We start from the raw sequence: 22,925 nt of genomic DNA on the forward strand, positions 1-22,925 counted from the left end.
CAGCCATTGGATGGTGGGGCTCCGTTGGTCGTCACGGGCGTTCGACGACCGGAAGAACCAGACGGAGAGGCACCACGACCATGGCCGGCGAATACGGGCTCAAGCGACACTTCAATGCCGACGCGGCTCGCCTGATCGGCGACAGGATCCGAGTCGTCCACCCCCAGTTCGACGTGGACAGTTACGCGGCCGAGGTCGCCTCACGCATGCCCGGCAAGGAGCTGAAGGACCGCGTCCTCGTCCTGGCCGAGGGTCTGCGTACCCGCCTGCCCGCCGACTACGCCGAGGCCGTACCGATCCTGCTCGCCATCCTGGGTGACGAACTCGCCGAGGGTGAGGGCATGTTCAACTCCAGCTGGTTCCTCATGCCGGTCGCGCGATTCGTCGAGGAGTACGGGCTCGACCACCCCGGCCTGTCGCTGGACGCCATCGAGGAGATCACCAAGCGGCACACGGGCGAGTACGCGATCCGGCCCTACCTCGAACAGCACTACGCGCTGTCGATGGAGCGCGTCGCCCGGTGGGCGCTGAGCCCGAGCCACAACGTGCGGCGCCTGGCGAGTGAGGGAATCCGCCCACGCCTGCCCTGGGCCCGGACCCTGACCGTGTTCGTCAAGGACCCCCGGCCGGTCCTGGAGATCCTCGAACCACTGCGCAGCGACCCCTCGGGGTATGTGCGCAAGTCCGTCGCCAACAACCTCAACGACATCTCCAAGGACGCACCCGATCTCGCGCTCGCGACCGCGCTGCGGTGGCTGGAGGAGAGCCCGACCCCTGAGACCGGCTGGATCGTGAAGCACGGACTGCGCACCCTGGTGAAGAAGGGCGATCAGCAGGCCCTCGCCATTCTCGGGGCCACGGGCGGCGAGCATGTCCGCGTACCCCGGCTGACGATCACCCCCCGGTCGGTGACGCTCGGGGAGACCCTCCTCATCGGCTTCGACATCGAGAACACCGACGACCGGGCGCACAGCATCGCGGTCGACTACGTGGTGCACCACGTGCGCAAGAACGGGCGCAGCATCCCGAAGGTCTTCAAGCTGACCACCCTCGAACTCGGCCCGGGAGAGAGGCGGTCCCTGGAGAAGACCCATGCGATCAAGGAGGTGCAGACCCGCCGGTACTACGCCGGTGAGCACACCGTCGACATCCAGGTGAACGGTCTCGTCCAGGCCACCGGGCGATTCGATCTGCACACCTGAGCGGCTTCCGGTCGGTTCTCGGCGCTGACTTCGGATGCCGCCCGAGCGACAGGGCCGCCGCCGGTGAGCGGTGCGATCCGCCGTGCGGGGGCGGTGCCCTCGTGGCGGCGGCCGGGTCGGTCGCGTCTCAGTCCGTCGTGGGCGTACGGCCGAAGTGGCGGGCGGTCGGTACCAGGGCCGCCGCGGCCGGTACGAGGAAGCAGGCGGCGGCGCAGACGGCCAGTACGGTCGTGACCCCGAAGAGGGATGTCGCCGGGGCGATCAGGGCGAGACCGATCGGCGCGAGGCCGTAGGACACCAGGAAGTCCAGCGAGGAGACGCGGGCCAGCTTGTCCGGGGCGACCTCGCGCTGGGTGGCCGTGAACCAGGGGACGTTGAACAGCTCGATCCCGATCCCGGCGACGGCGTACGCGGCGACGACCACGACGGGGTGGACGGGCAGCATCAGGCTCAGCGGTGCGACGCCGTACGCGGCCAGCCCCGCGAAGGCCGCCCAGCCCTGGGAGCGCGGTCGCCAACGGGCGATGACCAGGGCGCCGGCGAGCGCGCCCACGGTGTACGCGGTCATGGCGGCGGCCAGCACCCATTCGGTGCCGTACCGGTCCCGGCTGATCAGGGGCAGCGCGACGCTGGTGGCGGAGTAGCCGAGGGCGATGACGGCGACAAGGGCGCCGAGTCCGGCCAGGAACCAGGGGTGGCGGCGCGCCTCGCGTATGCCCTCCAGGAACTCCGTACGGAAGCCGGCGTGCGGGGTGGGTGCGGTGGCCGGGTCCTCCGTCGTGGCGCGCGCGGCGCCGCCCCTGCCCGGGACCAGCGCGGCGACCAGCCAGAGCAGGCCGATGCCGAGCAGCAGCGTCCAGACGTCGAGGAACGCCGCGAGCAGCGCGGTCAGCGCGGGTCCGGCGAGCGTGGAGCTCCGTACCGCCATGGTCATCGCGGCGTTCGCCTGCTGACGGCGATCGGGATCGACGATCTCGGCGGTGAGCGCCTGGAAGGCCGGGCGGCAGGCGCCCTGTCCGGCACCGGCGAGAACGGCGGCGGCCGTCATCAGGACCAGCGAACGACCCAGACCGGCGGCGAGGAGAGGCGCGGCGATCGCCGCGGCGAGGGCGGACCAGAGGACGACCGCGCGACGGGAGTGCCGGTCGGCAAGGACGCCGCCGACGGTGACGGCGACGAGAAAGCCGACGGTACGGGCGGCGAGGACCAGACCGAGGCCTGCGGCGCCGAGGTCGCGGTGGAGTACGGCGAGTCCGAGGACGAAGGGCAGGGCCCAGGTCGCGAGCCCGGAGGCGGTGGTGCCCGCCCACAGGCGCAGGAAGGCGGGGTCGCGGAGGACCGAACGCGGAGGCGGGGCAGCGGACTTGGGGGCTGTCGGCGTGGGTGTGGTGGCCACGGTGGGGTTGCTCCTTGGGGATGGGGTGCGGCTCGGCGAACCGCACCCCGACTGGTTAATGAAAATGATTGTCGTTACAGTACCCTTTCGAACGCGGCACTCCTGCCCGGTGCAGCGCCCTGCCCCCTCAGACCGGAGAACCCATGCGCCACCCCGCCCGTCTCGGCATCGCCCTGACCCTCGCCCTCGCCACCGCCGGCTGCTCCACGGCGGCCGGCGGTCCCGACGCGGACACCAAGTCCACGGCCCAGGCGGCCTCCGTCACCAGCTGCGGCCGTCAGCAGTCCTTCGCCCAGCCGCCGCAGCGCGCCGTCGCCCTGGACCAGACCTCGACCGAGACCCTTCTCGAACTCGGACTCCAGGGCCGGATGGCGGGAACCGCCAACCTCAAGACGAAGATCCCCGCGCAGTACCAGGCCGCGTACGCCACGGTCCCGGTCGTCGCCCCGAAGATCGCCACCGGCGAGCAACTGCGCGCCGCCACACCCGACTTCGTCGTCGCGGGATCGGCGGACCTCTACACCAAGGACCGCGCCGGCACCCGCGAGGAGCTGGAATCCCTCAAGGTCCCCACCTTCGTCAGCGCCGTGGACTGCCCGCAGCAGAACCCGGCCGGCAAGACCCCCTTCGAGCTGCTCTTCTCCGACTACGAGAATCTGGGCAAGGTCTTCGGCGCCGAGGAGCGGGCAGGCAAGCTCGCGGCCGAGCAGCGCGCCGCCGTCGCCAAGGCGGGGGAGAACGCCCCCAAGGTTCCCCAGGGAGCGGACCGGCCGACCGTCGTCTACCTCTACTCCGTCTTCAACGGGATGCCGTACGTGGCGGGGAAGACCGGCCTGCCCAGTGAGATGAGCCGGATCGTCGGCGCGAAGAACGCCTTCGACGACGTCGACGAGGACTGGCCCGAGGTCTCCTGGGAAGAAGTGGCCGAGCGCGACCCGGACTTCATCGTGATCGGCGACCTGTCCGAGCGAGGCAGGCCCGGCGACAGCGCCGCCGAGAAGCGCGCCACCATGACCCGGCACCCGGTGATCTCCCGGCTGGCCGCGGTCCGTGACAACAGGATCCTCACCGTGCCGGGCATCGAGCTGGACCCGTCCGTACGCTCCGTACACGCCCTCGGGCTGCTGGCCCAGGGCATGAAGGACCTCGGGTATGTCCGCTGAACCGGACACCCGCACCGGGTCCGTGGATCTGCTGCTGCCGGCGGCACGCGGGCGGGTGGTGACGGAGGGCGCCGTCGAAGAGCCGGCCGGGCGGTCCGTCCGGTCCGGGCAGTCCGGGCGGTCCGTTCGGTCCGGAGGCGCCCGAGCGGTCCTCCTGCTCCTGGCCGCGGGCACCTTGGCGGGTTCGGTGGCGGCGGCCGTGCGCATCGGTGTCGCCGACGTGGGCTGGACGGACCTCGGGCGCGTCCTCGGGGCCCATCTCGGCCTGGACGTACAGCCGCTGCCGCCGTTGGCCGACTCGCTCGTCTGGGACCTGCGGCTGCCGCGCGTGTTGATGGCCGCCCTCGTCGGCGCCTCGCTCGCCGTGTGCGGCACGGTGCTCCAGGCGGTCACCCGCAACGCGCTCGCCGACCCGTACCTGCTCGGTGTCTCCTCCGGTGCGTCGACCGGAGCCGTCACCGTCGTCGTCCTCGGGGTCGGTGCGAGCACCCTCGGGGTCACCGGCGGTGCGCTCGCCGGGGCGCTGCTCTCCTTCGGGCTGCTCCTTCTACTGTTGCGGCGTACCGGACTGGATTCCGTACGCATCGTCCTGACCGGCGTCGTGGTCGGTCAGCTCTTCACGGCGCTGACCTCACTCGTCCTGATGGCCTCGGCGGACGCGGACACCACGCGGGCCGTCACGCACTGGCTGCTCGGTTCGATGGCGCCCGCCCGCTGGGACACGGTCGTGGTCTGCGCGATCGTCACCCCGCTGGGTCTCGCGGTCGCCTGGCTCTGCTCGAACGCCCTCGACGGGCTCGCTTTCGGCACCGACACCGCCGCCTCCCTCGGCATCGGCGTGCGACGCACGAGGATGCTCCTGCTCGTGGTCACGGCCGCGCTGACCGCGGTGGCGGTCGCCACCGTCGGTGCCATCGGCTTCGTCGGGCTGATCGTCCCGCACGGGGTGCGGTTCCTCGTCGGGCCGCTGCACCGGGTGCTGCTGCCGTACGCGGCGCTCGCGGGCGCGGTGTTCCTGGTGTGGACCGACGCGCTGGCACGGATCGCCTTCGCGCCCCGTGAGGTTCCCGTCGGCGTGATCACCGCCCTGCTCGGCGTACCGCTCTTCCTCCTCGTCCTGCGCAAGCGGGGTGAGCTGTGAGGATCACCGCCGAGAAACTGAGCTGGTCGGTGGCGGGCACCCCCGTCGTACGCGAGGTCGGCGTGGACATCGCCCCCGGTGAGACGGTCGGACTGCTCGGGCCCAACGGCTCGGGCAAGTCCTCGCTGCTGCGCTGCCTGGCCGGGCTCCGGGCCCCCGACGCGGGCACGGTCCGCTACGACGGCGAGTCCGTACGGGACTGGAGCGCGCGCCGCATCGCCCGCCATGTCGCCTTCGTCGAACAGGACTCGGGCGCCGACAGCGATCTGCGGGTCGCGGATGTCGTGGGCCTGGGGCGCACCCCGTTCCGGGACCGCTGGCGCGGGCCGGACGCCACCGACCGGGCCGTGGTCGCCGCCGCGCTGGAGCGCGTCGGACTCACCGCGCTCGCCGGCCGCTCCTGGAAGGCGCTCTCGGGCGGCGAGCGCCAGCGCGCTCACATCGCCCGCGCACTGGCCCAGCAGCCGTACGCACTCCTCCTCGACGAGCCCACCAACCACCTCGACGTCAAACACCAGTTGGAACTCATGGAGCTGCTGACCGGTGCCGACCGGACGGTCCTGGTCGCGCTGCACGACCTGTCGCTCGCCGCCCGGTACTGCGACCGGCTGCTGCTCCTCCACCACGGTCGCCTGATCGCCTCCGGCACCCCCGCGGCCGTCCTGACCGCCGAGCGGCTCGCCGAGGTCTTCGAGGTCGACGCCGAACTGACCACCGACGCGCTGGGACACCCGACCGTCACCTACCGCCGACCGCTCGGCAGCCCGCTCCCGGCGCCCCAACCCGCCCTGTGAAGCTCTGTGAAAAGGAATCCCATGACTGTGACCACCCCCGCTCTCTCCGTCGACGCACTCATCGAGGCCGTCCTGGCCGGCGAACACGGCCCGCTCCCCTCGGAACTCGTCGCGACCAGCGTGTTCTGGATCCACCACGGCACCCGCCTGGCGGGCGGGGACACCACGTACCTCAACCAGTACGTCCTGGTCCGCCTCGGTGGCTCCTTCGGCGGCTGCGCCTTCGAGGCCGGCGAGATCGACCCCTCGATCTGCCACGACTCCTCCGGCACCCCGCTCGACGTCCTGCTGCGCGAGGCCCCGCGGCCGCTGCGGATCGCCGCCCTCGACGCGTACCTCTCCGAGGTCCGCCCGCACCGCGTCGCCGCCGAGGAGGGCGACGCCGAGCCCGTCACCCTCCCCGCCGGTACCCCCGAGGTCCGCGCGAAGGCCCGCGACGCGGCCATCGCGGGCCTGCTCGACATCGAGCAGGGCGCGAAGGTCGGCCTCATCGGCGTCGTCAACCCGCTGGTCGCGGCGATCCGCGAGCGCGGGGGCGAACCGCTGCCGTGCGACTTCAACCTCGAGACCACCCAGTGGGGCGACCCCGTCACCGACGACATGCACGAGGTGCTCGACCGGGCCGAGGCCGTCGTCGTCACCGGGATGACGCTGAGCAACGGCTCGTTCGACACCGTCCTGGAGCGCTGCCGGTCCCGGGGTGTCCCGGTGATCGTGTACGCGCAGACCGGGAGCGCCGTCGCGCGTGCCTTCCTCGGCTCGGGCGTGACCGCGCTGTCCGCGGAGCCCTTCCCCTTCTCCCAGTTCAGCGCCGAGGAGACGGCTCTGTACCGCTACCGGACGGTGGGCGGCGCGTGATTCCCGTCGCGCGCCCGGCCGCACCCGTCTCCACCGGCACGGGGTGCGCGCCCTGCCACCACGGCGAGATCCTCCAGGGCGTCTTCCTCGACGCCGACGGACGCCGGTGCGCGGGCCTCGTCACCCTCCCCATGGCCGGTCCTGGCAGCAGCGCCGAGTTCGTCCCCCACCCCGGTACCGCGCCCGATGCGCTCACCGTCGCACCGGCCGACCGCACGAAGGCCGCGCAGGCCGCGGTCCTCGCGGTCGCAGAGTGCGCGGAGCGGGCCGGACTTCCCTGCTGCGGAGGGGAGCTGCGGATCTCGGGCGACATTCCGGTGGGCCTGGGCATGGGCAGTTCCACGAGCGACGTGATCGCCACCGTGCGCGCGGTGGCCGACGCGTACGGGCTCCGGCTCGCCCCCGAGACGGTCGCACGGCTCGCGGTGAGCGCCGAACTGGCCAGTGATCCGCTGATGTTGGACGGACGGCCGGTGCTCTTCGCCCAGCGGGAGGGCCGCGTCCTGGAGGTCCTCGGTCCGGCGCTGCCGCCCCTGGTCGTCGTGGGCTGCACCCTCGGCGGAGGCGCGCCGGTCGACACTCTCGCCCTGCCCGTGCGGGAGGCCGCCGACGCCGACATCCGCGACTTCGAGCGACTGCGCACGCTGCTGCGCCGGGCGGTGGCGACCGGCGACGCCCGACTCCTCGGGGAGGTCGCCACCGCCAGCGCCCGACGCGGCCAACAGGTTCTGGGACACACGGAGTTCGACGCGCTGACGGCCATCGCCCGCCGGGTCGGGGCGGCGGGCGTGCAGATCGCGCACAGCGGCGCGGTGGCGGGCGTGCTGTTCGACGCCGCCGCGCCGGGCCTGCGGTACCGCGTGCGCAGCTGCCTGCGCGCCCTGGACGCCCATGGCATCCCCGCCACGCGGGCCTTCACGACGTTCACCACCCTCAAGGAGATCCTGGATGGACCAGCACATCGCGGAGGCGATCGGCCGGCCGGACCTGATACGGCTCGACGACCGGCTCGTCTGCCTGCGCTTTGAGACGATGAAGGTGGTCTCCGCGCTCGCGGCGGTGCGCCACCTGCTCGACACCGGAGTCGTACGGCGCGGGGACACCCTGCTCGACAGCTCCAGCGGCATCTACGCGTACGCGCTGGCCCTGGCCTGTCACCGGCACGGCATGCGCTGTCACATCGTCGGCTCGACGACGGTCGACCACACGCTCCGTACCCAACTCCGCATCCTCGGAGCGACGTTGGAACAGATGGAGCCCTGCAGCGACCTCAAGCTCGATCAGAAGCGACGGGTGGCGCGGATCCACGAGATCCTCGCCGAGCACCCCGAGTACCACTGGATGCGGCAGTACCACGACGACATCCACTACCTGGGCTACCGCGCGATCGCCGACCGGATCCGGGAGGCGACCGGCGCGGACGGCCTCACCGTCGTCGGCGGGGTCGGCTCGGGAGCCTCGACGGGCGCCCTCGCCCGCTATCTGCGCGCCGCCCCCGACGGCCCGGCCGACGTCGATCTCGTGGGTGTCCAGCCGTACGGCAGCGTCACCTTCGGCGCCGAGCATGTCGCGGACCCCGAGATCATCATCGCCGGGATCGGCAGCTCCATCCCCTTCGAGAACGTCTCGCACGAGCTGTACGACACCCTGCACTGGATCTCCTTCGACGCGGCCCTGGCCGGCAGCATCGACCTGCTCCGCCGGCACGCGCTCTTCGCTGGCCTCTCGACCGGCGCCGGCTACCTGGCCGCCCGCCACGAACGCGACCGCGCCCCCGAGCGAACGGTCCTCTTCCTCGCCGCCGACACCGGCCACCGCTACATCGACACCGTCTACGCCCGCCACCACGAGGCCACCCCGGTCACGGACCTGGCTCCCCGAGAGGTCACCGACCAGAGCGAACTGACCCTCCCCTGGTCCCGAATGGCCTGGAGGCGCGCCGGGGCGCCGGCGCCGGGCAGCGCACACGTGGGTGGCGACGGCGTCGGCCCGGGCGCCTGATCAGCCGGTGGGTCCGTGGCCGCAGCCCTGCGGTGCCACGTCGTGTCAGTGGGGCCTGTCGAGTTCGTCGAGTTCGTCGAGGAGGTCCTGGGAGTGTTCGCCCAGGGCGGGGGCCGGGCGGCGGAAGGTGTCGAGGCCGGCGCCGAAGGCGACGGGGAAGCGAGCCTGTGGTGTCGAGGTGCGCGCGTCGGGTGTTTCGAAGAGGGCGCGCGCGGTGGTGTGCGGGTGGGTCAGGAGATCGGCGGAGCGGGTGAGCACCGGGGCCCAGGGCGCGTCGATCTCGGTGAGCCGCGCCTGCCACCAGTCGAACTCCCGAGCCGCGAAGACCTGGCGGAGCAGGTCGTGCACGCGGTCCCCGGCCGCCGTGCGGTCGGCCCGGCGGTCATAGGCGGGCGTGTCGAGTGCGGGGAACTCTGGGGCGAGCGCGGTGCGCAGACGGTGCCAGAACTTGTCCTCGAAGGTGGCCAGGGAGAGGAGCCGGGCGTCGGCGGTGGTGAAGACGTCGTTGTCGCCCTGGACGAGTCCGGCCGCGAGCGGGTCCTCGATGTCCCGCAGGGGGAGGGCGAAGAGGGAGCACCAGGCGGTGATGGAGTCGCTGAGGGAGACGTCGAGGTGCTGCCCTTCGCCGCTGCCGCTGAGGACGGCGGTGAGGGCGAGGGCCGCGTGCATGGCGCCTGCCATGTCGCCGATGCGGACGCCGGGGCGGACGATCGCGCCGTCGAGGCGGCCGGGGACGGCGAAGAAGCCGGAGAGGCCGAGGAAGTTGAGCTCGTGCCCGGGCCTGGCTGCGTACGGGCCCGTCTGGCCGTAGCCGGTGAGCGAGCACAGCACGAGCCGCGGGTTTGTTCCGTGGAGGGTGTCGAAGCCCAGGCCGAGCGCGTCGAGCACGCCGGGGCGGAAGCTCTCCACAACGGCGTCGGCGGTGCGGGCGAGCCGTAGGAAGGTCTCCCGGCCGTCGTCCGTGCGCAGGTCGAGGGCGATCGAGCGCTTGTTGCGGTTGAGCGGGACGAAGAGCGGTGGGGCGACGCGGAGCGGGTCGCCCCCGGCCGGGTCCTCGACCTTGATCACGTCCGCGCCGAGGTCGGCGAGCATCGAGGTGGCGTACGGGCCGGGGAGGAGGCGGGACAGGTCGAGGACGCGTTTGCCGGTCAGGGCGGACCAGGGCGGGGGTGCGGTGTTCACGGTAGGTGTCCCGGGTCAGTGGTTGAACGCCAGCAGCTTGGCGATGCCGTTGCGCTGGATCTCCGAAGTGCCGGTGAGGACACGGAACATACGGATCTTGCGGAACAGGAACTCGATCTCGTTGCCCTGCGTGAGCCCCTCCTTGCCGTGGATCTGCACGGCTTCGTCGAGGATGCGGAAGGCGGACTCGGCGACGAAGAGCTTGCACATGAAGGCCTCGGTGTGGATCTCCCGGCCCTCGTCGAGGGCCGCGAGCGCGGCATACGTCATGGAGCGCGCGGCGTACAGCTCGGTGGCCATGTCGGCGACTTTGTGCTGGATGGCCTGGAGCATGAGCAGGGGCTGTCCGCCCGCGACCAGGCGGGTCCGCGTCCGGTTCAGGGTCAGATCGAGGGCGCGGCGGGTGGCGCCGAGGACGGTCGGGCAGTGCAGCAGCCGGTTCGTGGTGACCCGGCCGAGCGCGATGCGCATCCCCTTGCCCTCCTCGCCCAGCAGATTGGCGGCGGGGACGAAGCAGTCGTCCAGGACGATGTCGCTCTCGATGTGCTCGCCGGACATCGGGGTCGCGCCGTCCTCGACACGGCAGCCGGGGCTGTCGAGGTCGACCAGGAACGCGGAGAACCGCGGCTTGTCGCCCTCCCGTTCACCGGTGCCCGCCATGCGGGCGACCACGATCGCGAAGTCGGCGAACGGGCCGGCGGAGGAGAAGACCTTGTGCCCGGTCAGCCGGTAGCCGTCGCCCTCACTGTCCGGTACGGCGACCGTACGCATGGAGCGGACGTCGGATCCTGCGTCCGTCTCGGTGAGGGAGAAGCAGCAGGCGCGCTCGCCGCGGATCAGCGGCAGCAGGTACGTGTCGAGCTGGTACGGGGTGGCGTGCTTGAGGATGTCGCCGGCGCGCAGGGGGCCGCCCATGTCGCCCAGTACGCAGTGCGACAGGACGCGCCCACTTGCCCCGAGCTCCTCCTTCAGGGCGGCGAGCTGGGTGTACGTGAGGTCCTGCCCGCCGTACTCCTTCGGCAGGTGGATGCCGTAGAAGCCGAGCTCGCGACTGCGGCGCCAGACCGGTTCGAGGTCCGCGCGGGTGAGTCGGCTTGTGGGGGAGATGCCCCGCTCGCGTTCGTGGTCGGCGAGCTCGCCGTCGAGGTAGTCGCGCAGTCGGTCGACGAGTTCGGCCGTGCGCGGGTCGTCATAGGTGGGACGCAGGGAGAAGGTCACGGGTGCTCCTGAGGCAACGGGTCGGCGGGGCAAATCAGTTGACGCGGCGGGTGGCGTTCGCCCAGTACGGCTCGCGTACGGCCTTGCGGTCGAGCTTGCCGTTGCGGTTGTGGGGGAGCTCGGTCACGAAGTCGACGGAGCGGGGCTTCTTGAAGCGGTCGAGGCGCTCGGCGCAGAAGGCGATCAGCTCGTCGGCGGTGACGGCGGGGACGGCGGCGGCCGTCGCGGCGGGGTGCGGTACGACGACGGCCTTGACGGCCTCGCCCCACTTCTCGTCGGGTACGCCGACGACGCACGCCTCCTGGACGGCGGGGTGCTCGTACAGCGCGGCCTCGACCTCGGTGCAGTAGATGTTGAAGCCGCCCGAGATGATCATGTCCTTCTTGCGGTCGACGAGGAAGAGGTAGCCGTCCTCCCTCATCCAGGCGAGGTCGCCGGTGTGCACCCAGCCGTCGCGGAAGGTCTCGGCGGACAGCTCGGGCTCCTGCCAGTACTCCCGTACGCAGTCGGGGCCGCGCACGATGATCTCGCCGACCTCGCGCGGGCCGAGCTCCCGGCCGGCCTCGTCGACGACGCGTATCTCGGTGTCGTACGAGGCCCGCCCGCACGACTGGAGCAGCTCGGCGTCCTCCCGCACGGCGTGGGCGATCTCGTCCGCGCTCAGGCCCGCGACCACGCTGGTGGTCTCGCCGAGTCCGTACCCCTGGGCGACGACGGGTCCGAAGAACTCCACGGCGTCGCGCAGACGCTGCGGTGAGATGGGCGCGCCACCGATCCGCACGCTCGTCAGCGAGGTCAGGTCGTGATCGGCGGCCCCGGGGTGGGCGAGCACCATGTTCAGCATGGCCGGGACGAGGAAGGTGGCGGTGATGCGCTCCTTCTCGACCGTCTCCAGGAAGCTCTGCGGGCTCCAGGTGGGCAGGACGTATGTCGTGGAGCCGCCGAACACGCCCGCCAGCAGGCCCATTCCGGTGGCGTGGGTGATGGGGCCGCAGGCGAGGTAGCGGGTGCCGGGGCGGGGCCGGGACTCGTCGGACATGAGCAGCTTGCGCATGTTCGCGAGCCGGTTGCCGACGGTCTGCACGGCGGCCTTCAGCGCACCGGTGGAGCCGGAGGTGAAGTTCAGGACACATGGTTCGTCTTCGTCCACCTCGACGAGGAAGGGCGAGTCGTCGCCCTCGGTGAGCAGCGTGTCGTAGGCGACGGCGGACGATCCGGGCTCGAGCGGGTCGTCCAGGGGTACGGGCAGACAGTCGGTGCCGGCCGCGGCGATCGCGGCCAGGGCGTCTTCGCGGTGGGCCGCGTCGAAGACCAGGGCGCGTACGGGGGCGTAGCGGAGGATGTGCGCGACCTCGCCCCGGCCGAGGCGTGCGTTGATCGGTGCGCGCGTCAAACCGGCCTTGTACAGGGCGAATTCCACTTCGACGAGTTCGCCGCGGTTCCACGCGAGGGAGGCCACGGCGTCGCCGGGGCGCAGGCCCCGGGCGGCCAGGGCGGAGGCGAGACGGTTGGCCGAGCGCTCCAGTTCGGCGAAGGACCAGGAACGGTCCCCGCACACGAGGGCGGGGGCCTGGGGCCAGTGGCGAGCGCTGCGCGACAGATAGGTGCCGAGGTTCATGAAGGCCTGCTTCCGAAGACGCCAGAAGATTTACAGGTGGATCAATTGCAGACAGCTTGTTCAGTAACTGCTGAGGTGTCAAGCGTCTTCTAGACTGGGCGCGCTCGCAGCGCGACGATCGAGGAGAGGCGGCTCCATGGCCGAGGACAGACGGACGAGGCGGTCACGCCGTGCCCTGGGGGCGGCCCTGGTGGAGCTGGTGTTGGAGCGCGGCTTCACCGCGCTGACGGTGGAGGACATCACCGAGCGGGCGGACGTGGCCCGCGCCACGTTCTACGCGCACTTTCGCGACAAGGAAGACCTGTTCGCCCGCGTGACGTCCGACCTCCTGGCCGGACTCGCCGAGCGGCTGGAGCCCGCCGTCGCCGACAGCGCCGTCGGCTTCACCGGCAAGCCTGTCCTGGAGATGCTGCGCCATGCGCGCGAGGAGCGGGACCTGTACCGGATCGTCCTGCGCGGCGAGGGCGACGGGAAGCCGTTGCAGATGTTCGTGGACGCCTGCGCGCGGGCGACGGCGGAGGAGTTCCGCGCACGCGCGGAGCGCAACGCGGTGCAGCCGCGCATCGACCCCGAGCTGCTGGCGCGGGTGTGGGTGGGGGAGCAGATCGCCGTACTGCGCTGGTGGGTGGAACAGGACACCCCGTCCCTGCCGGCCGAGGAGGTCGTGCGGATGCTCCTCGACCTGGCACTGCACGGTCGCTACTGGGCCAGCGGGTTCGAGACGCCGGCCTGACTCGGGGCGGTGGGTCGAGTCGGCCGTCGGTCTGTCCCGGGGGTGTGTCCGACCGCCGGTGCCCGACAGTCGGCGCCCGACCGCCCTGCGGTGCCCGGTCGCCCTCGGTGGCGGGCCCCGATGCTCGGCTCACCCCGTGGCGGTCGGCGCCGGGGCGGGCTTCTTCTCGTCCGTCAGTCCCAGTCGCCGCGCGTCCCGTTCCGGCCGGATCGCCGCCAGGGCCAGCAGTCCGCACGTCAGCATGACGGCGGCGGACAGCAGGTAGGCCTGGGTGTAACCGGTGCTCTGTGAGGCCGCGGAGTCCAGGAGGTGGCCGGTCAGGTACGGGGCGATCAGCCCCGGGAGGGTTCCGGCCGCGGCGACGATGCCGAAGACCGCGCCCCGCTGGACCGGTGGGACCACGGCCGAGGCCGTCATGTAGTGCAGCGGAAAGACGATGGCGTGACCGCCGAACGCCACGGCGAGCAGCACGAGATGGGAGACCCGCCCGTCCATGAACGGGAAGGACGCCATCGCCAGGGCCGCGACGGCCACCGCGACACCCTGAGGCGCGCCGGTCGACCAGCGGCCCGAGCAGCCCCGCCGGCGGAGCGTGTCCACCAGCACGGGCACGGAGAGCAGCAGCACGAGGCTGAGGGCGGAGATCGCGCTGATGAGCGTGGCCGCCCCGCCCGGCGTCATGCCCAGCTGGGTGCGCAGGTACGCGGGCAGCCAGGCGTGGCTCAACGCCAGCGCCCAGGACGCGCCGAAGGCCGCGGCGATGCTTCCGAGAACCGTGCCGTTCAGCAGCAGCAGCCGGTACGGGAGCCGCTTCGGCGCCCGCGGCGCGTCGGTGCTCGTGTGCGCGCCCGGAGCGGGCTCCTGGCCGTACGGACCGTCATGTCCCACCCTCCACCACAGCAGGCTCCACACCGCGCTCGTCACCGCGAGAACCACGAACGCCGACCGCCAGCCGAAACCGGTGATCAGCCAGGTCACGACCGGCGCCGCGACCAGCATGCCCAGCGCGGCACCGCTGATCTGCAGCGCCGAGGGCAGGCCCCGCCGGTCCGCCGGGAACCACTTGTACAGCGCGTGCATCGACATCGACGCCGCCGGCCCCTCCGCCGCCCCGAGCAGCACCCGCCCCGCCACCAGCGCCGGCACCGACGCCACGAACAGCACCGGCAGTTGGGCCACCGCCCACAGCGCCGCCATCGTGAACAGCAGGACCCTGCTGGAGACCCGCGCCGAGACGAAGCCGACGACCAGCCCGGAGAGGCTGAACAGCAACGAGAAGGAGCCGGAGATCATCCCGTACGTGCTGTTGCTGATGCCGAGCTCGTCCATGATCGGTACGGCCGCGAGTCCCAGGACGGACTTGTCCGCGTAGTTGATGAGCATGAACGTCACGATCATCGCGGCGATCAGCCATGCGCGCCGCCGATCGAACGTCGGACTCGGCGGACTTTCGACGGAGTCGACGGTGGCGTTCTCGACCATGGGGCACACTCCTGCGGCTCGGGAGGAATGGGTGCGGAGGCGGGCGGCGGTGGGTGCGCGCCCGGAGCGCACGTCGGCCCGCAGTGGAATTCGAAGCAGCCGTACGGTCACGCATCTCGTACAGGCTGTCTGATAACGATCGAATGATGTGGCAACGTAACGTCCGTCGATGCGTGCGTCAACGGCTGTCGCGACTCCGACGGTAAGAACCTGGCCCCTGTTCCTGAAACTGAACTACCTGTACGTTAATGATGAGCCCGTACGGGAACCCGGCTTCGGAACGGAGCGACACATGACAGAGACGGCCCCGCTGAGCGATCTCCTCTGGACGCGCGGCTACACGGACCCTGCCTGGATCCGGCGCTTCACGTCCGTCGGCCGCGAGCTCTCGCCGACCCGCCGCGTCTGGCGCGGCCCGGATCGCCCCCGGGACCTTCCCGCCCGGCCCGCCTCCCTGGACGCGCCCGACCTCGACACGCTCCCCATCGAGCTGGACGGCGGGAGCGCCACGATCACGCTGCCGGACCTGTTCGCCGCCGCGCAGACGGACGCGTTCCTCGTGATGCACCGCGGCTCCGTCGTGTACGAGACGTACCTGCACGGCACCACCCCGCACACCCCGCACTTCAACGCCTCGGCGGCCAAGTCCTACATCGGTCTCATGGCCGCGATGCTGGCGCACCAAGGCCTCCTGGAACGCGATGCCCGGACGTCCGCCTACGTTCCCGAACTCGCCGGAACGGCCTTCGGCGAAGCCCGGATCGAGGACCTGCTCCACATGGGCACGCAGGTCTGCTACGCGGGCCGGACCTTCGACAAGGCCATCGAAGCCCAGCGGTACTTCGCCGTCATCGCCCCCCAACTGCGCCCCTTCGGCTACAGCGGCCCCACCACCATCCGCGAACACCTCCTGACCGCCCGCACCACCGGGAAGCCGGGATCCGAGTTCCGCTACGAGAACGGCAATGTCGAGACACTGGCCGAAGTCCTCCGCCGGATCACCGGCTTGACCACCTCGGACCTGCTCGGTGAACTGCTCTGGTCCAGGATCGGCGCCGAGGAGGACGCGTACTACATCCTCGACAGCGACGGCATCGAGGCGGCGTGCGGTGGCTTCAGCGCCACGGCGCGTGATGTCGCCCGGCTCGGCGAGATGCTGCGCTGCGGCGGTGCGGTCGGGGGCCGGCAGGTGGTGCCCGAAGAGGTGGCCACGACCGTCGTCAGCGGCGTCCCGGAGGGCTACCCGCGTCGCGTACGTTTCCCTGCCGCACCCCCGACCTCCCCGGCCACGCTCTCGTACCACGACCTGTGGTGGATCCCGAACGACCCCTACGGCTCCTACATGGCCAGCGGCATCCACGGCCAGCGGCTGTTCGTCTCACCCGGACTCGACCTCGTGGTCGTCCACTTCGGCTCCCAGGTGATCTCCTCCGCCGTGCCCGTCGCCCCGCTGGCCCAGGCCTTCGTCAGGATCGGCGTCCACCTCGGCTCGCTGGGCTGACCGGCCATTCGAAGAGCTTTCTGTGAATCACGCAGCGGAGGTCGGAGGTATGTCCGGTTGGGTCCGCTTCCGCCGTGCCGCGGGCGGTCCGAGTTCTCAGAAAGCTCCCAGGATCTCTCCGGGTGCGGTCAGGGAGGGCTGACAGCGTCGGTGCCGTCTTCCGATGAGCATCGACCTGACTTGGAGCCGCTGCTGTGGCCACCTTCCTCTGCGGTCTCGGCCGCCTCTCCTTCCGGAGGCGCCGGCTGGTCGCCCTGCTGTGGGTCGTCCTGCTCGTGGGGACGGGGGTGTTGGCCGGGAGGGCGCCGGCCCCGCCGCCGAACGACTTCTCGATGCCCGGCACCGAGGCGCAGCAGGCGTACGACCTGCTGGAGGAGCGCTTCCCGCAGCTGCACGCCGACGGGGCGACCGCCCGCGTGGTGTTCCGGGCGGAGCACGGCAAGGTCACCGACCCGGAGGCGAAGAAGGCGATCGGGGAGACGGTCCGAGCCCTCGCGAACGATCCTCAGGTCGCGCGCGTCACCGATCCGTTCACCGCACGGTCGGTGAGCGAGGACGGCACCACCGCCTACGCGCAGGTCTCCTACCCCGTGCCCGCGTCGGAGCTCGAGGAGGCCTCCCGCACCGCCCTGCGGGACACCGTCGAGCAGGCGGGCTCGGGGGAGTTGGCCGTCGAGGTCGGCGGCAACGCCGTCAACGCGGTGGCCGGTGGACACTCCTCGGAGGCCGTGGGCCTGGCCGTGGCCGCCGTCGTGCTCGTCATCACCTTCGGCTCGCTGCTGGCGGCCGGACTTCCGCTGCTCACCGCCGTACTCGGTGTGGGCATCGGCGGTCTGGCGATCCGCGTACTCGCGGAGCCGCTCGGTCTCGGCTCGACGACGTCCGGCCTCGCCACCATGATCGGGCTGGCCGTCGGCATCGACTACGCCCTGTTCGTCGTCTCCCGCTACCGGGCCGAACTCGCCCGTGGCCGGGAGCGCGAGGAGGCGGCGGCGCATGCGGTCGGAACGGCGGGGTCGGCGGTGGTGTTCGCCGGTCTGACCGTGGTGATCGCCCTTGCCGGGCTGTGCGTGGTCGGTATCCCGCTGCTGACGCAGATGGGTCTCGCCGCGGCCGGCACGGTCGTCATCGCGGTGCTGATCGCCGTCACCCTCATTCCCGCCGTGCTCGGGATCTGCGGCCGTCGGATCGGTCCGGCGCGTCCGCGGCGGCGACGGAGGGGCGCGGGCCGGGGGAGCGACGCGGGCCGGGGGAAGGGCGCGGACGTGGGGAGCGACGCGGGCCGGGGGAGCGACGCCGGTGGCGCTCCGTCGGTCGGGACGGGTGTGCGCTGGGCCCGGTTCGTCGTTCGGCGGCCCATCGCGGTACTCCTCGGCGGTGTCGTCCTGCTCGGCGTGGTCGCGGTCCCCGCCGCCTCCTTGGAGATGGGGCTGCCCGGCGACGAGAGCAAGACCCGGTCGACCACCGAGCGCCGGGCCTACGACCTGATCGCCGAGGGCTTCGGCCCGGGCCACAACGGCCCGCTGACGGTCGTCGTCCAGGCCGCCGACGGCGGCCGCGCCCAGGCGGCCGCGAAGAGCGTCGGCGAGCAGATCCGTGGCAGGAAGGACGTCGCCGCCGTCGGGCAGCCGCGGTTGAGCCAGTCCGGCGACACCGCCGTGATGAACGTCGTCCCTGCCACCTCGCCGGCCGGCGAGGAGACTGCCGAGCTCGTGCACGCACTGCGCGACCCGGTGCTCGCGAGCGCGAGCGACGCCCGCGTCCTCGTCGCAGGTACGACGGCGATGAACGTGGACGTCTCGCAGAAACTGTCCGACGCGCTGATCCCGTACCTGGCACTCGTCGTCGGTCTGGCGTTCCTGCTTCTGATCGTCGTCTTCCGGTCGCTCCTCGTGCCGCTCAAGGCGGCACTGGGCTTCCTGCTTTCGGTCCTGGCCGGGCTCGGTGCGGTGGTCGCGGTCTTCCAATGGGGCTGGGCGGCGGCCGTCTTCGGGGTGGCGGTACCGGGGCCGGTGATGTCGGTGATGCCGATCTTCATGGTCGGTGTGGTCTTCGGTCTCGCCATGGACTACGAGGTGTTCCTGGTGACCAGGATGCGCGAGGCGTATGTGCAGGGGCAGTCGCCGTCGGACTCCGTTGTCAGCGGTTTCGAGCACAGTGCACGGGTGGTGACCGCCGCGGCCGTGATCATGATCTCGGTGTTCGCCGCCTTCCTGGGCTCCGACGAGCAGATGCTCAAGACCGTCGGCTTCGGGCTCGCCGCGGCCGTCCTCTTCGACGCGTTCGTCGTCCGCATGGCACTCGTACCGGCCGTCCTCGCCCTGCTCGGCCGGCGCGCCTGGCAGCTGCCCGCCTGGCTGGACCGGCTCGTCCCCGACCTCGACGTCGAAGGCGAACGGCTCGAACGAGCCCCACGCGAGGCGACGGCGGTGTCGACCGTGTCCGGTGCCGGTCCGGACTCCGTCGTCGAGACCGCGGGAAGCGGCGGCAGCCGCCCCTCCGGAAGCTCAGCCATCCCTCCGGCCAGCAGCTGAGTCTTCCCCGCCCGGCCGGCGCCGGAGCGTCTTCCGCACCCGGCCGGCGCCGGAGCGTCTTAGGCACCAGGCCGGCGCCAGAGCGCTTTCGCCGCCCGCCCGCGCCCGAACACCCTCGCCGCCCGGGCGTACGCGATACGCAGCCCCCGCTCGGCCCGCCGCGCGCCGGCCCGCCCCGAACACCTCTCCACAAGGAGCCCGCCCATGTCCGCAGCCCCGCCGCCGCACTCCGCTCCTCCCGTCACACCAAGGCGTCACGCCGTCGAAGGGGCGCTCTCCGTCGCGACCGCCCTCGTGGTCATGGCCGTCACCGCATGGGCGGCCCTGGCCGTCCTCGGCGCCGGCGCCGTCGCGCCGCTCTCCCGACTGGTGCCGACAGTCGTCGGCATGGCCGTCGGCGGCGACGTCACCGTGGAGTCGGCGACCTCCGCCGCGTCCGAGTCCGCCGACGGAGGCGGCCTCGGCGGGCTGCTCGCGGGCCTCGGCGGGGGTCTCGAACTCGGCCTGGACGGCGAGGCGGCGCTGACCCCGCTGACCCTGACCTTCCTGGGCACCGCCGTCCTCGCGATCGCCTTCTTCCGGCCCCTGCGCCGGCGGCCGCGGCCCGCCCCGGTGATGCTGTGGGCCCGGTGCGGCGGCGCAGTGGTGACCGCGGCGGTGGTCCTCCCGGTCCTCGCCGGCCTGGCCCATGGCACGGCCCGGCTGCCCGAGAGCGTGACGGAACGGTTCGGCGACGGCCCTTCGGCCGAGGCGTTCGGCCGCTTCACCGGCGGTGGCGACGGGAGCGGCGGGGACCTCCTCCAGGGGCTGTTCTCGGTCACCTTCGAGACCGACACCGCCGCGACCGTCTTCTTCGGCCTGCTGTGGGTGGCCGTCGTCCTGGCGGTCGGCTGCGTCGCGGCCCGCCGTACGCCCCTGCCGCGCCCCATCGCGCTGGGCCGGTTCCGGCGGAAGTGGAACGCCGTCGCCTCCACCCTGACCGGCCTGGCGGCCGTGCTGTGCTGGTCGGCCCCGGCTGCCGCGCTGGTGGCCGGCGCCGCCGCCCTGACCGGCCGTGAGCAGGCCGCCGAGGCCGCGGGGATGCTGCTGCTCGTCGGTCCCAACCTGATCGCCGCGCTGCTCACCACCGGCTTCGGCACCTCCTGGGAGGCCGGCGTGCACCGCCTGCAGTCCGAGGGCGGCGGGCTGCTCGGCATGATCGGCGCGGGGGCCCAGGGCGACGCGGCGGGCGCGGACAGGTCCGTGGACCTCGGCGGCTGGTCGGGCGCCGGCGTACCGGTGTGGCTGATCGCGCTGCCGCTCACGCTGCTCCTGCTGGTGATCGCCGGGTACGTCGCCGCCGGCCGTACCCCGGCACGCACCCCGCGGGAGGAATCCGAGTCCCTGCTCGGCCGCCACGTGGAGATCGCCCTGCGCACGGGCATCGCGGTCGGCGTCTCGATGCTGGTGCTGCCGCTGCTGGCGAGGGGGTCGCTGCGGATCGGCATCACTGCCATGGGCGGCGAGCTGGGTGGCGTCGCCGCCGGGCTGGAAGGAACCCCGGGGCTGTCCGCGCTCGTCGGGTGCGTCCTGGCCGCCCTCGCCGCGTACGGCGGCAGCCGCCTGCACGGCCGGCGGGCCCGGGGCCGTAACAGCGCCGCCGGGGCGCCCGGCACCGCGCTCCGGCGCCCGGCGGGATCCGCCCTCGCCCGGTCCGCATCCCGAGTCCCGTCCGACTCGGCTCCGTGAAGCCCCGTGTGATCTCCTGAGAATCCCCGCCGGCCCTCAGTCCCGCCGGCCCAGCCCGTGTCCGTGAAGGAGGAGATCCTCACCATGGCGGCACCGACACCTTCCTCCCGTACCGCGGCGCGCCCGGACCATCTGCTCGTCGTCGACGACGAACCCACCGTCCGGGAACTGCTGCGCACCGCGCTGCGCTACGCCGGCTTCGACGTCGACGCCGCCGCCACCGGCCGGGAAGCCCTCGACCTGGCCGCCCGGCGCACCCCCGATCTCGTCCTGCTCGACGTCATGCTCCCCGACATGGACGGCTTCGAGGTGATCCGCCGACTGCGCTCCCAGCCTCGTTCACCCCGGCTCGGACGCGGCGGCGACGTGCCGGTCCTCTTCGTCACCGCACGCGACGACCGCCAGGACCGGCTGCACGGCCTGCGCCTCGGTGGCGACGACTACGTCACCAAACCCTTCGACCTCGAAGAGCTGATCGCCCGGATCCACGCGGTGCTGCGCCGCACCCGGGGCGAGCAGCCGGCCCGGATGACCGTCGGCGATCTGGAACTCGAACCCGACAGCCACCACGTCACCCGGGCGGGCCGGACCGTGCGGCTGTCCCCGACCGAGTTCCGCCTCCTGCACTTCCTGGTCGCCAACGCGGAACGGACCATGACGAAGAACCAGATCCTGCACAGCGTGTGGGAGTACGACTTCGGCGGCGACCCCAGCATCGTCGACACGTACATCAGCTATCTGCGCCGCAAGGTCGACACCGGCGAGCCCAAGCTCATCCACACCGTCCGGGGCGTCGGTTACGTGATGCGGGAGCCCCGGCCGTGAAGCGTCCCACGCTGTCGCCGCCCCGGCCCCGGCCGAGCCGGCTGTCGCTCCGTACCCGCCTGTTGTGCCTGTCCATCGCCCTGGTCGCCGTCGGCCTCCTCGGCACGGGCATGTTCGTCACCACGGCCCTGCACGCCTACCTCCAGGACCGGGTCGACGACCGGCTCGTCCTGACCGGGCAGATCGCCGCCCGGCTGTCACCGCCCTCCGGCACCGGTACCCCGCCCGGCGTGCAGGCGCTCAGCGTCCTCGGCGACACGACCGTGACCTACCTGGACGACGACGGTGCCACCCGCAGATCGTTCGACGCGAGCACCGCGCCACCGGGCGGTGGCCCCGACCTGCCCGCCCTCGACCGCGCCGGCGTCGTCGCCCACGAGGGCCGCCCCTTCACCGTTCCCGCGCACGACGGCGACCACAGCTGGCGCGTCATCGCCCTCACCCAGCCCGACCAGGTCTTCCCGCCCGGACGGTCCGACACCAGGGGCAGCGTCCTCGTGGCCACCTCCCTCGACGAGGTCGACCGTACGATCGCCGAGACCCGGAACCTCTCGCTGACGGTGGGCGCCGCCCTGCTCGCGGCGCTGGCCGTCGCCGGCTGGTTCGCGGTCCGTTCCGGACTGCGCCCCCTGACCCGTATCGAGGAGACCGCGACGGCCATCACCGCCGGCGACTACTCGCACCGGGTCCCCGAACTCGCCGCCCCCCACACCGAGGTGGGGCGCCTGACCGCCTGCCTGAACCAGATGCTGAGCCGGATCGACACGGCCTTCCGGGCCCGCGCGGAGGCCGAAGCGAGAACGCGGCGCTTCTTCGCCGACGCGAGCCACGAACTCCGTACGCCCCTCGTCGGCATCAAGGGCTACACCGACCTCTACCGCATGGGTGCCCTGCCCACCCGGGAGGACGTCGACCAGACCATGACCCGGATCGCCGCGGAGTCCGAACGCCTCACCCGGCTCGTCGAGGAGATGCTGCTCCTCGCCCGCCTCGACGAGGACACCCACCCGGGCGCCGACGCCGACCGGGGACCGGCCTTCGCCCTCGACCTCGCCCCCATGGACCTGCGCACCCTGGCCGCCGACGCCCTCCACGACGTACGCGCCCTGGACACGACCCGGCCGGTGACCCTGACCGGTCCCGGTGGCGGAAAGCCGTCCAGCGCCCCCGCCGTCGCCGACGAGGCCCGGCTCCGCCAGGTCGTCACCAACCTCATCGGCAACGCCGTCAGCCACACCCCCGCCGGCACCCCGATCCGTATCGGTGTCGGCACCGCGGGAACCCACGCCGTCCTCGAAGTCGCCGACGAGGGCCCCGGTCTCACCCCCGCCGAACGCGACCGGGTCTTCGACCGCTTCTACCGCGCCGACGACTCCCGCACCCGCGCAACCGGCGGCTCGGGCCTCGGTCTCGCCATCGCCCACGCCCTCGTCTCCGCCCAGGGCGGCCACATCACCCTCGACACAGCCCCGGGCGACGGCTGCACCTTCCGCATCGAACTCCCCCTCCCCGACCCGTCGCACGGTGGCGGCGAGGGGAGTACGTGACC

General features: G+C 72.3%; 18 protein-coding genes. 13 read left to right on the forward strand and 5 right to left on the reverse strand.

The window, feature by feature from the left end:
• Positions 1 to 80: 80 nt before the first annotated feature.
• The gene (locus ACFC0D_RS05460) at positions 81 to 1,202 is read left to right on the forward strand and encodes a DNA alkylation repair protein (protein ID WP_376431288.1); all 1,122 of its coding nucleotides are present in this window, start codon (positions 81 to 83) and stop codon (positions 1,200 to 1,202) included.
• Between the two features lie 127 nt (positions 1,203 to 1,329).
• Here ACFC0D_RS05460 and ACFC0D_RS05465 read toward each other — a convergent pair whose 3' ends face one another.
• Positions 1,330 to 2,598: an MFS transporter gene (locus ACFC0D_RS05465; RefSeq protein WP_376431290.1), complete on the reverse strand. Its 1,269-nt coding sequence runs from the start codon at positions 2,596 to 2,598 to the stop codon at positions 1,330 to 1,332.
• 143 nt (positions 2,599 to 2,741) lie between these two features.
• On the opposite strand from ACFC0D_RS05465, the gene ACFC0D_RS05470 reads away from it, so the two are divergent.
• Genes ACFC0D_RS05470 through ACFC0D_RS05495 form a run of 6 tightly spaced genes read left to right on the forward strand, consistent with a single transcriptional unit; the run spans position 2,742 to position 8,555 of the window.
• Complete coding sequence (locus tag ACFC0D_RS05470; protein ID WP_376431292.1) at positions 2,742 to 3,761, forward strand: ABC transporter substrate-binding protein; 1,020 nt, start codon at positions 2,742 to 2,744, stop codon at positions 3,759 to 3,761.
• Positions 3,751 to 4,902, forward strand: coding sequence for a FecCD family ABC transporter permease (locus ACFC0D_RS05475; RefSeq protein ID WP_376431294.1), 1,152 nt, complete (start codon positions 3,751 to 3,753; stop codon positions 4,900 to 4,902). The genes ACFC0D_RS05470 and ACFC0D_RS05475 overlap by 11 nt, the downstream gene beginning before the upstream one ends.
• Complete coding sequence (locus ACFC0D_RS05480) at positions 4,899 to 5,696, forward strand: ABC transporter ATP-binding protein (RefSeq protein WP_376431296.1); 798 nt, start codon at positions 4,899 to 4,901, stop codon at positions 5,694 to 5,696. The genes ACFC0D_RS05475 and ACFC0D_RS05480 overlap by 4 nt, the downstream gene beginning before the upstream one ends.
• 21 nt (positions 5,697 to 5,717) lie before the next feature.
• The gene (locus ACFC0D_RS05485; protein WP_376431298.1) at positions 5,718 to 6,554 is read left to right on the forward strand and encodes a Rossmann-like domain-containing protein; all 837 of its coding nucleotides are present in this window, start codon (positions 5,718 to 5,720) and stop codon (positions 6,552 to 6,554) included.
• A complete protein-coding gene (locus ACFC0D_RS05490; protein ID WP_376431300.1) occupies positions 6,551 to 7,582 on the forward strand; it encodes a GHMP kinase in 1,032 nt (343 codons plus the stop codon). The genes ACFC0D_RS05485 and ACFC0D_RS05490 overlap by 4 nt, the downstream gene beginning before the upstream one ends.
• Complete coding sequence (locus ACFC0D_RS05495) at positions 7,503 to 8,555, forward strand: pyridoxal-phosphate dependent enzyme (RefSeq protein ID WP_376431302.1); 1,053 nt, start codon at positions 7,503 to 7,505, stop codon at positions 8,553 to 8,555. Before ACFC0D_RS05490 ends, ACFC0D_RS05495 begins: the two co-directional genes overlap by 80 nt.
• Positions 8,556 to 8,600: 45 nt before the next feature.
• Here ACFC0D_RS05495 and ACFC0D_RS05500 read toward each other — a convergent pair whose 3' ends face one another.
• Genes ACFC0D_RS05500 through ACFC0D_RS05510 form a run of 3 tightly spaced genes read right to left on the reverse strand, consistent with a single transcriptional unit; the run spans position 8,601 to position 12,573 of the window.
• The gene (locus ACFC0D_RS05500; protein WP_376431304.1) at positions 8,601 to 9,737 is read right to left on the reverse strand and encodes a CaiB/BaiF CoA transferase family protein; all 1,137 of its coding nucleotides are present in this window, start codon (positions 9,735 to 9,737) and stop codon (positions 8,601 to 8,603) included.
• Between the two features lie 15 nt (positions 9,738 to 9,752).
• Entirely contained in the window at positions 9,753 to 10,955 is a 1,203-nt protein-coding gene (locus tag ACFC0D_RS05505; protein WP_376431306.1) for an acyl-CoA dehydrogenase family protein, read from the reverse strand.
• A 34-nt stretch (positions 10,956 to 10,989) separates the two neighbouring features.
• Positions 10,990 to 12,573: a class I adenylate-forming enzyme family protein gene (locus ACFC0D_RS05510; RefSeq protein WP_376431308.1), complete on the reverse strand. Its 1,584-nt coding sequence runs from the start codon at positions 12,571 to 12,573 to the stop codon at positions 10,990 to 10,992.
• A gap of 136 nt (positions 12,574 to 12,709) precedes the next feature.
• Here ACFC0D_RS05510 and ACFC0D_RS05515 point away from each other — a divergent pair, with 136 nt between their 5' ends.
• Positions 12,710 to 13,306 carry a TetR/AcrR family transcriptional regulator gene (locus tag ACFC0D_RS05515; protein ID WP_376431310.1) on the forward strand — a complete coding sequence of 199 codons (597 nt, stop codon included), beginning with the start codon at positions 12,710 to 12,712 and terminating at the stop codon, positions 13,304 to 13,306.
• 129 nt (positions 13,307 to 13,435) lie between these two features.
• Here ACFC0D_RS05515 and ACFC0D_RS05520 read toward each other — a convergent pair whose 3' ends face one another.
• Positions 13,436 to 14,788 carry an MFS transporter gene (locus ACFC0D_RS05520; protein ID WP_376431312.1) on the reverse strand — a complete coding sequence of 451 codons (1,353 nt, stop codon included), beginning with the start codon at positions 14,786 to 14,788 and terminating at the stop codon, positions 13,436 to 13,438.
• A gap of 292 nt (positions 14,789 to 15,080) precedes the next feature.
• Between ACFC0D_RS05520 and ACFC0D_RS05525 the strand changes: the two genes are divergently transcribed.
• From ACFC0D_RS05525 to ACFC0D_RS05545, 5 genes are all read left to right on the forward strand, one after another.
• On the forward strand, positions 15,081 to 16,289 hold the full coding sequence (locus ACFC0D_RS05525; protein WP_376431314.1) for a serine hydrolase domain-containing protein: 1,209 nt from the start codon (positions 15,081 to 15,083) through the stop codon (positions 16,287 to 16,289).
• Positions 16,290 to 16,483: 194 nt separating this feature from the next.
• Positions 16,484 to 18,823: an MMPL family transporter gene (locus ACFC0D_RS05530; RefSeq protein WP_376431316.1), complete on the forward strand. Its 2,340-nt coding sequence runs from the start codon at positions 16,484 to 16,486 to the stop codon at positions 18,821 to 18,823.
• A gap of 204 nt (positions 18,824 to 19,027) precedes the next feature.
• Positions 19,028 to 20,551, forward strand: coding sequence for a streptophobe family protein (locus ACFC0D_RS05535; protein ID WP_376431318.1), 1,524 nt, complete (start codon positions 19,028 to 19,030; stop codon positions 20,549 to 20,551).
• Positions 20,552 to 20,635: 84 nt separating this feature from the next.
• On the forward strand, positions 20,636 to 21,376 hold the full coding sequence (locus ACFC0D_RS05540; protein WP_376431505.1) for a response regulator transcription factor: 741 nt from the start codon (positions 20,636 to 20,638) through the stop codon (positions 21,374 to 21,376).
• Positions 21,373 to 22,923 carry an ATP-binding protein gene (locus ACFC0D_RS05545; RefSeq protein WP_376431320.1) on the forward strand — a complete coding sequence of 517 codons (1,551 nt, stop codon included), beginning with the start codon at positions 21,373 to 21,375 and terminating at the stop codon, positions 22,921 to 22,923. The genes ACFC0D_RS05540 and ACFC0D_RS05545 overlap by 4 nt, the downstream gene beginning before the upstream one ends.
• The last annotated feature ends 2 nt before the right edge of the window (positions 22,924 to 22,925 follow it).

The sequence above is a fragment of the Streptomyces sp. NPDC056222 genome, assembly GCF_042264065.1.
In the GTDB taxonomy this organism is placed as follows: Bacteria; Actinomycetota; Actinomycetes; order Streptomycetales; family Streptomycetaceae; genus Streptomyces.

Bases quoted from the DNA above. Each gene is read 5' to 3' on its own strand.
- ACFC0D_RS05525 (WP_376431314.1), top strand. From the start codon at position 15,081: ATGACAGAGACGGCCCCGCTGAGCGATCTCCTCTGGACGCGCGGCTAC.
- ACFC0D_RS05470 (WP_376431292.1), top strand. From the start codon at position 2,742: ATGCGCCACCCCGCCCGTCTCGGCATCGCCCTGACCCTCGCCCTCGCC.
- ACFC0D_RS05485 (WP_376431298.1), top strand. From the start codon at position 5,718: ATGACTGTGACCACCCCCGCTCTCTCCGTCGACGCACTCATCGAGGCC.
- ACFC0D_RS05495 (WP_376431302.1), top strand. From the start codon at position 7,503: ATGGACCAGCACATCGCGGAGGCGATCGGCCGGCCGGACCTGATACGG.
- ACFC0D_RS05515 (WP_376431310.1), top strand. From the start codon at position 12,710: ATGGCCGAGGACAGACGGACGAGGCGGTCACGCCGTGCCCTGGGGGCG.
- ACFC0D_RS05475 (WP_376431294.1), top strand. From the start codon at position 3,751: ATGTCCGCTGAACCGGACACCCGCACCGGGTCCGTGGATCTGCTGCTG.
- ACFC0D_RS05535 (WP_376431318.1), top strand. From the start codon at position 19,028: ATGTCCGCAGCCCCGCCGCCGCACTCCGCTCCTCCCGTCACACCAAGG.
- ACFC0D_RS05540 (WP_376431505.1), top strand. From the start codon at position 20,636: ATGGCGGCACCGACACCTTCCTCCCGTACCGCGGCGCGCCCGGACCAT.
- ACFC0D_RS05520 (WP_376431312.1), bottom strand. From the start codon at position 14,788: ATGGTCGAGAACGCCACCGTCGACTCCGTCGAAAGTCCGCCGAGTCCG.
- ACFC0D_RS05510 (WP_376431308.1), bottom strand. From the start codon at position 12,573: ATGAACCTCGGCACCTATCTGTCGCGCAGCGCTCGCCACTGGCCCCAG.
- ACFC0D_RS05460 (WP_376431288.1), top strand. From the start codon at position 81: ATGGCCGGCGAATACGGGCTCAAGCGACACTTCAATGCCGACGCGGCT.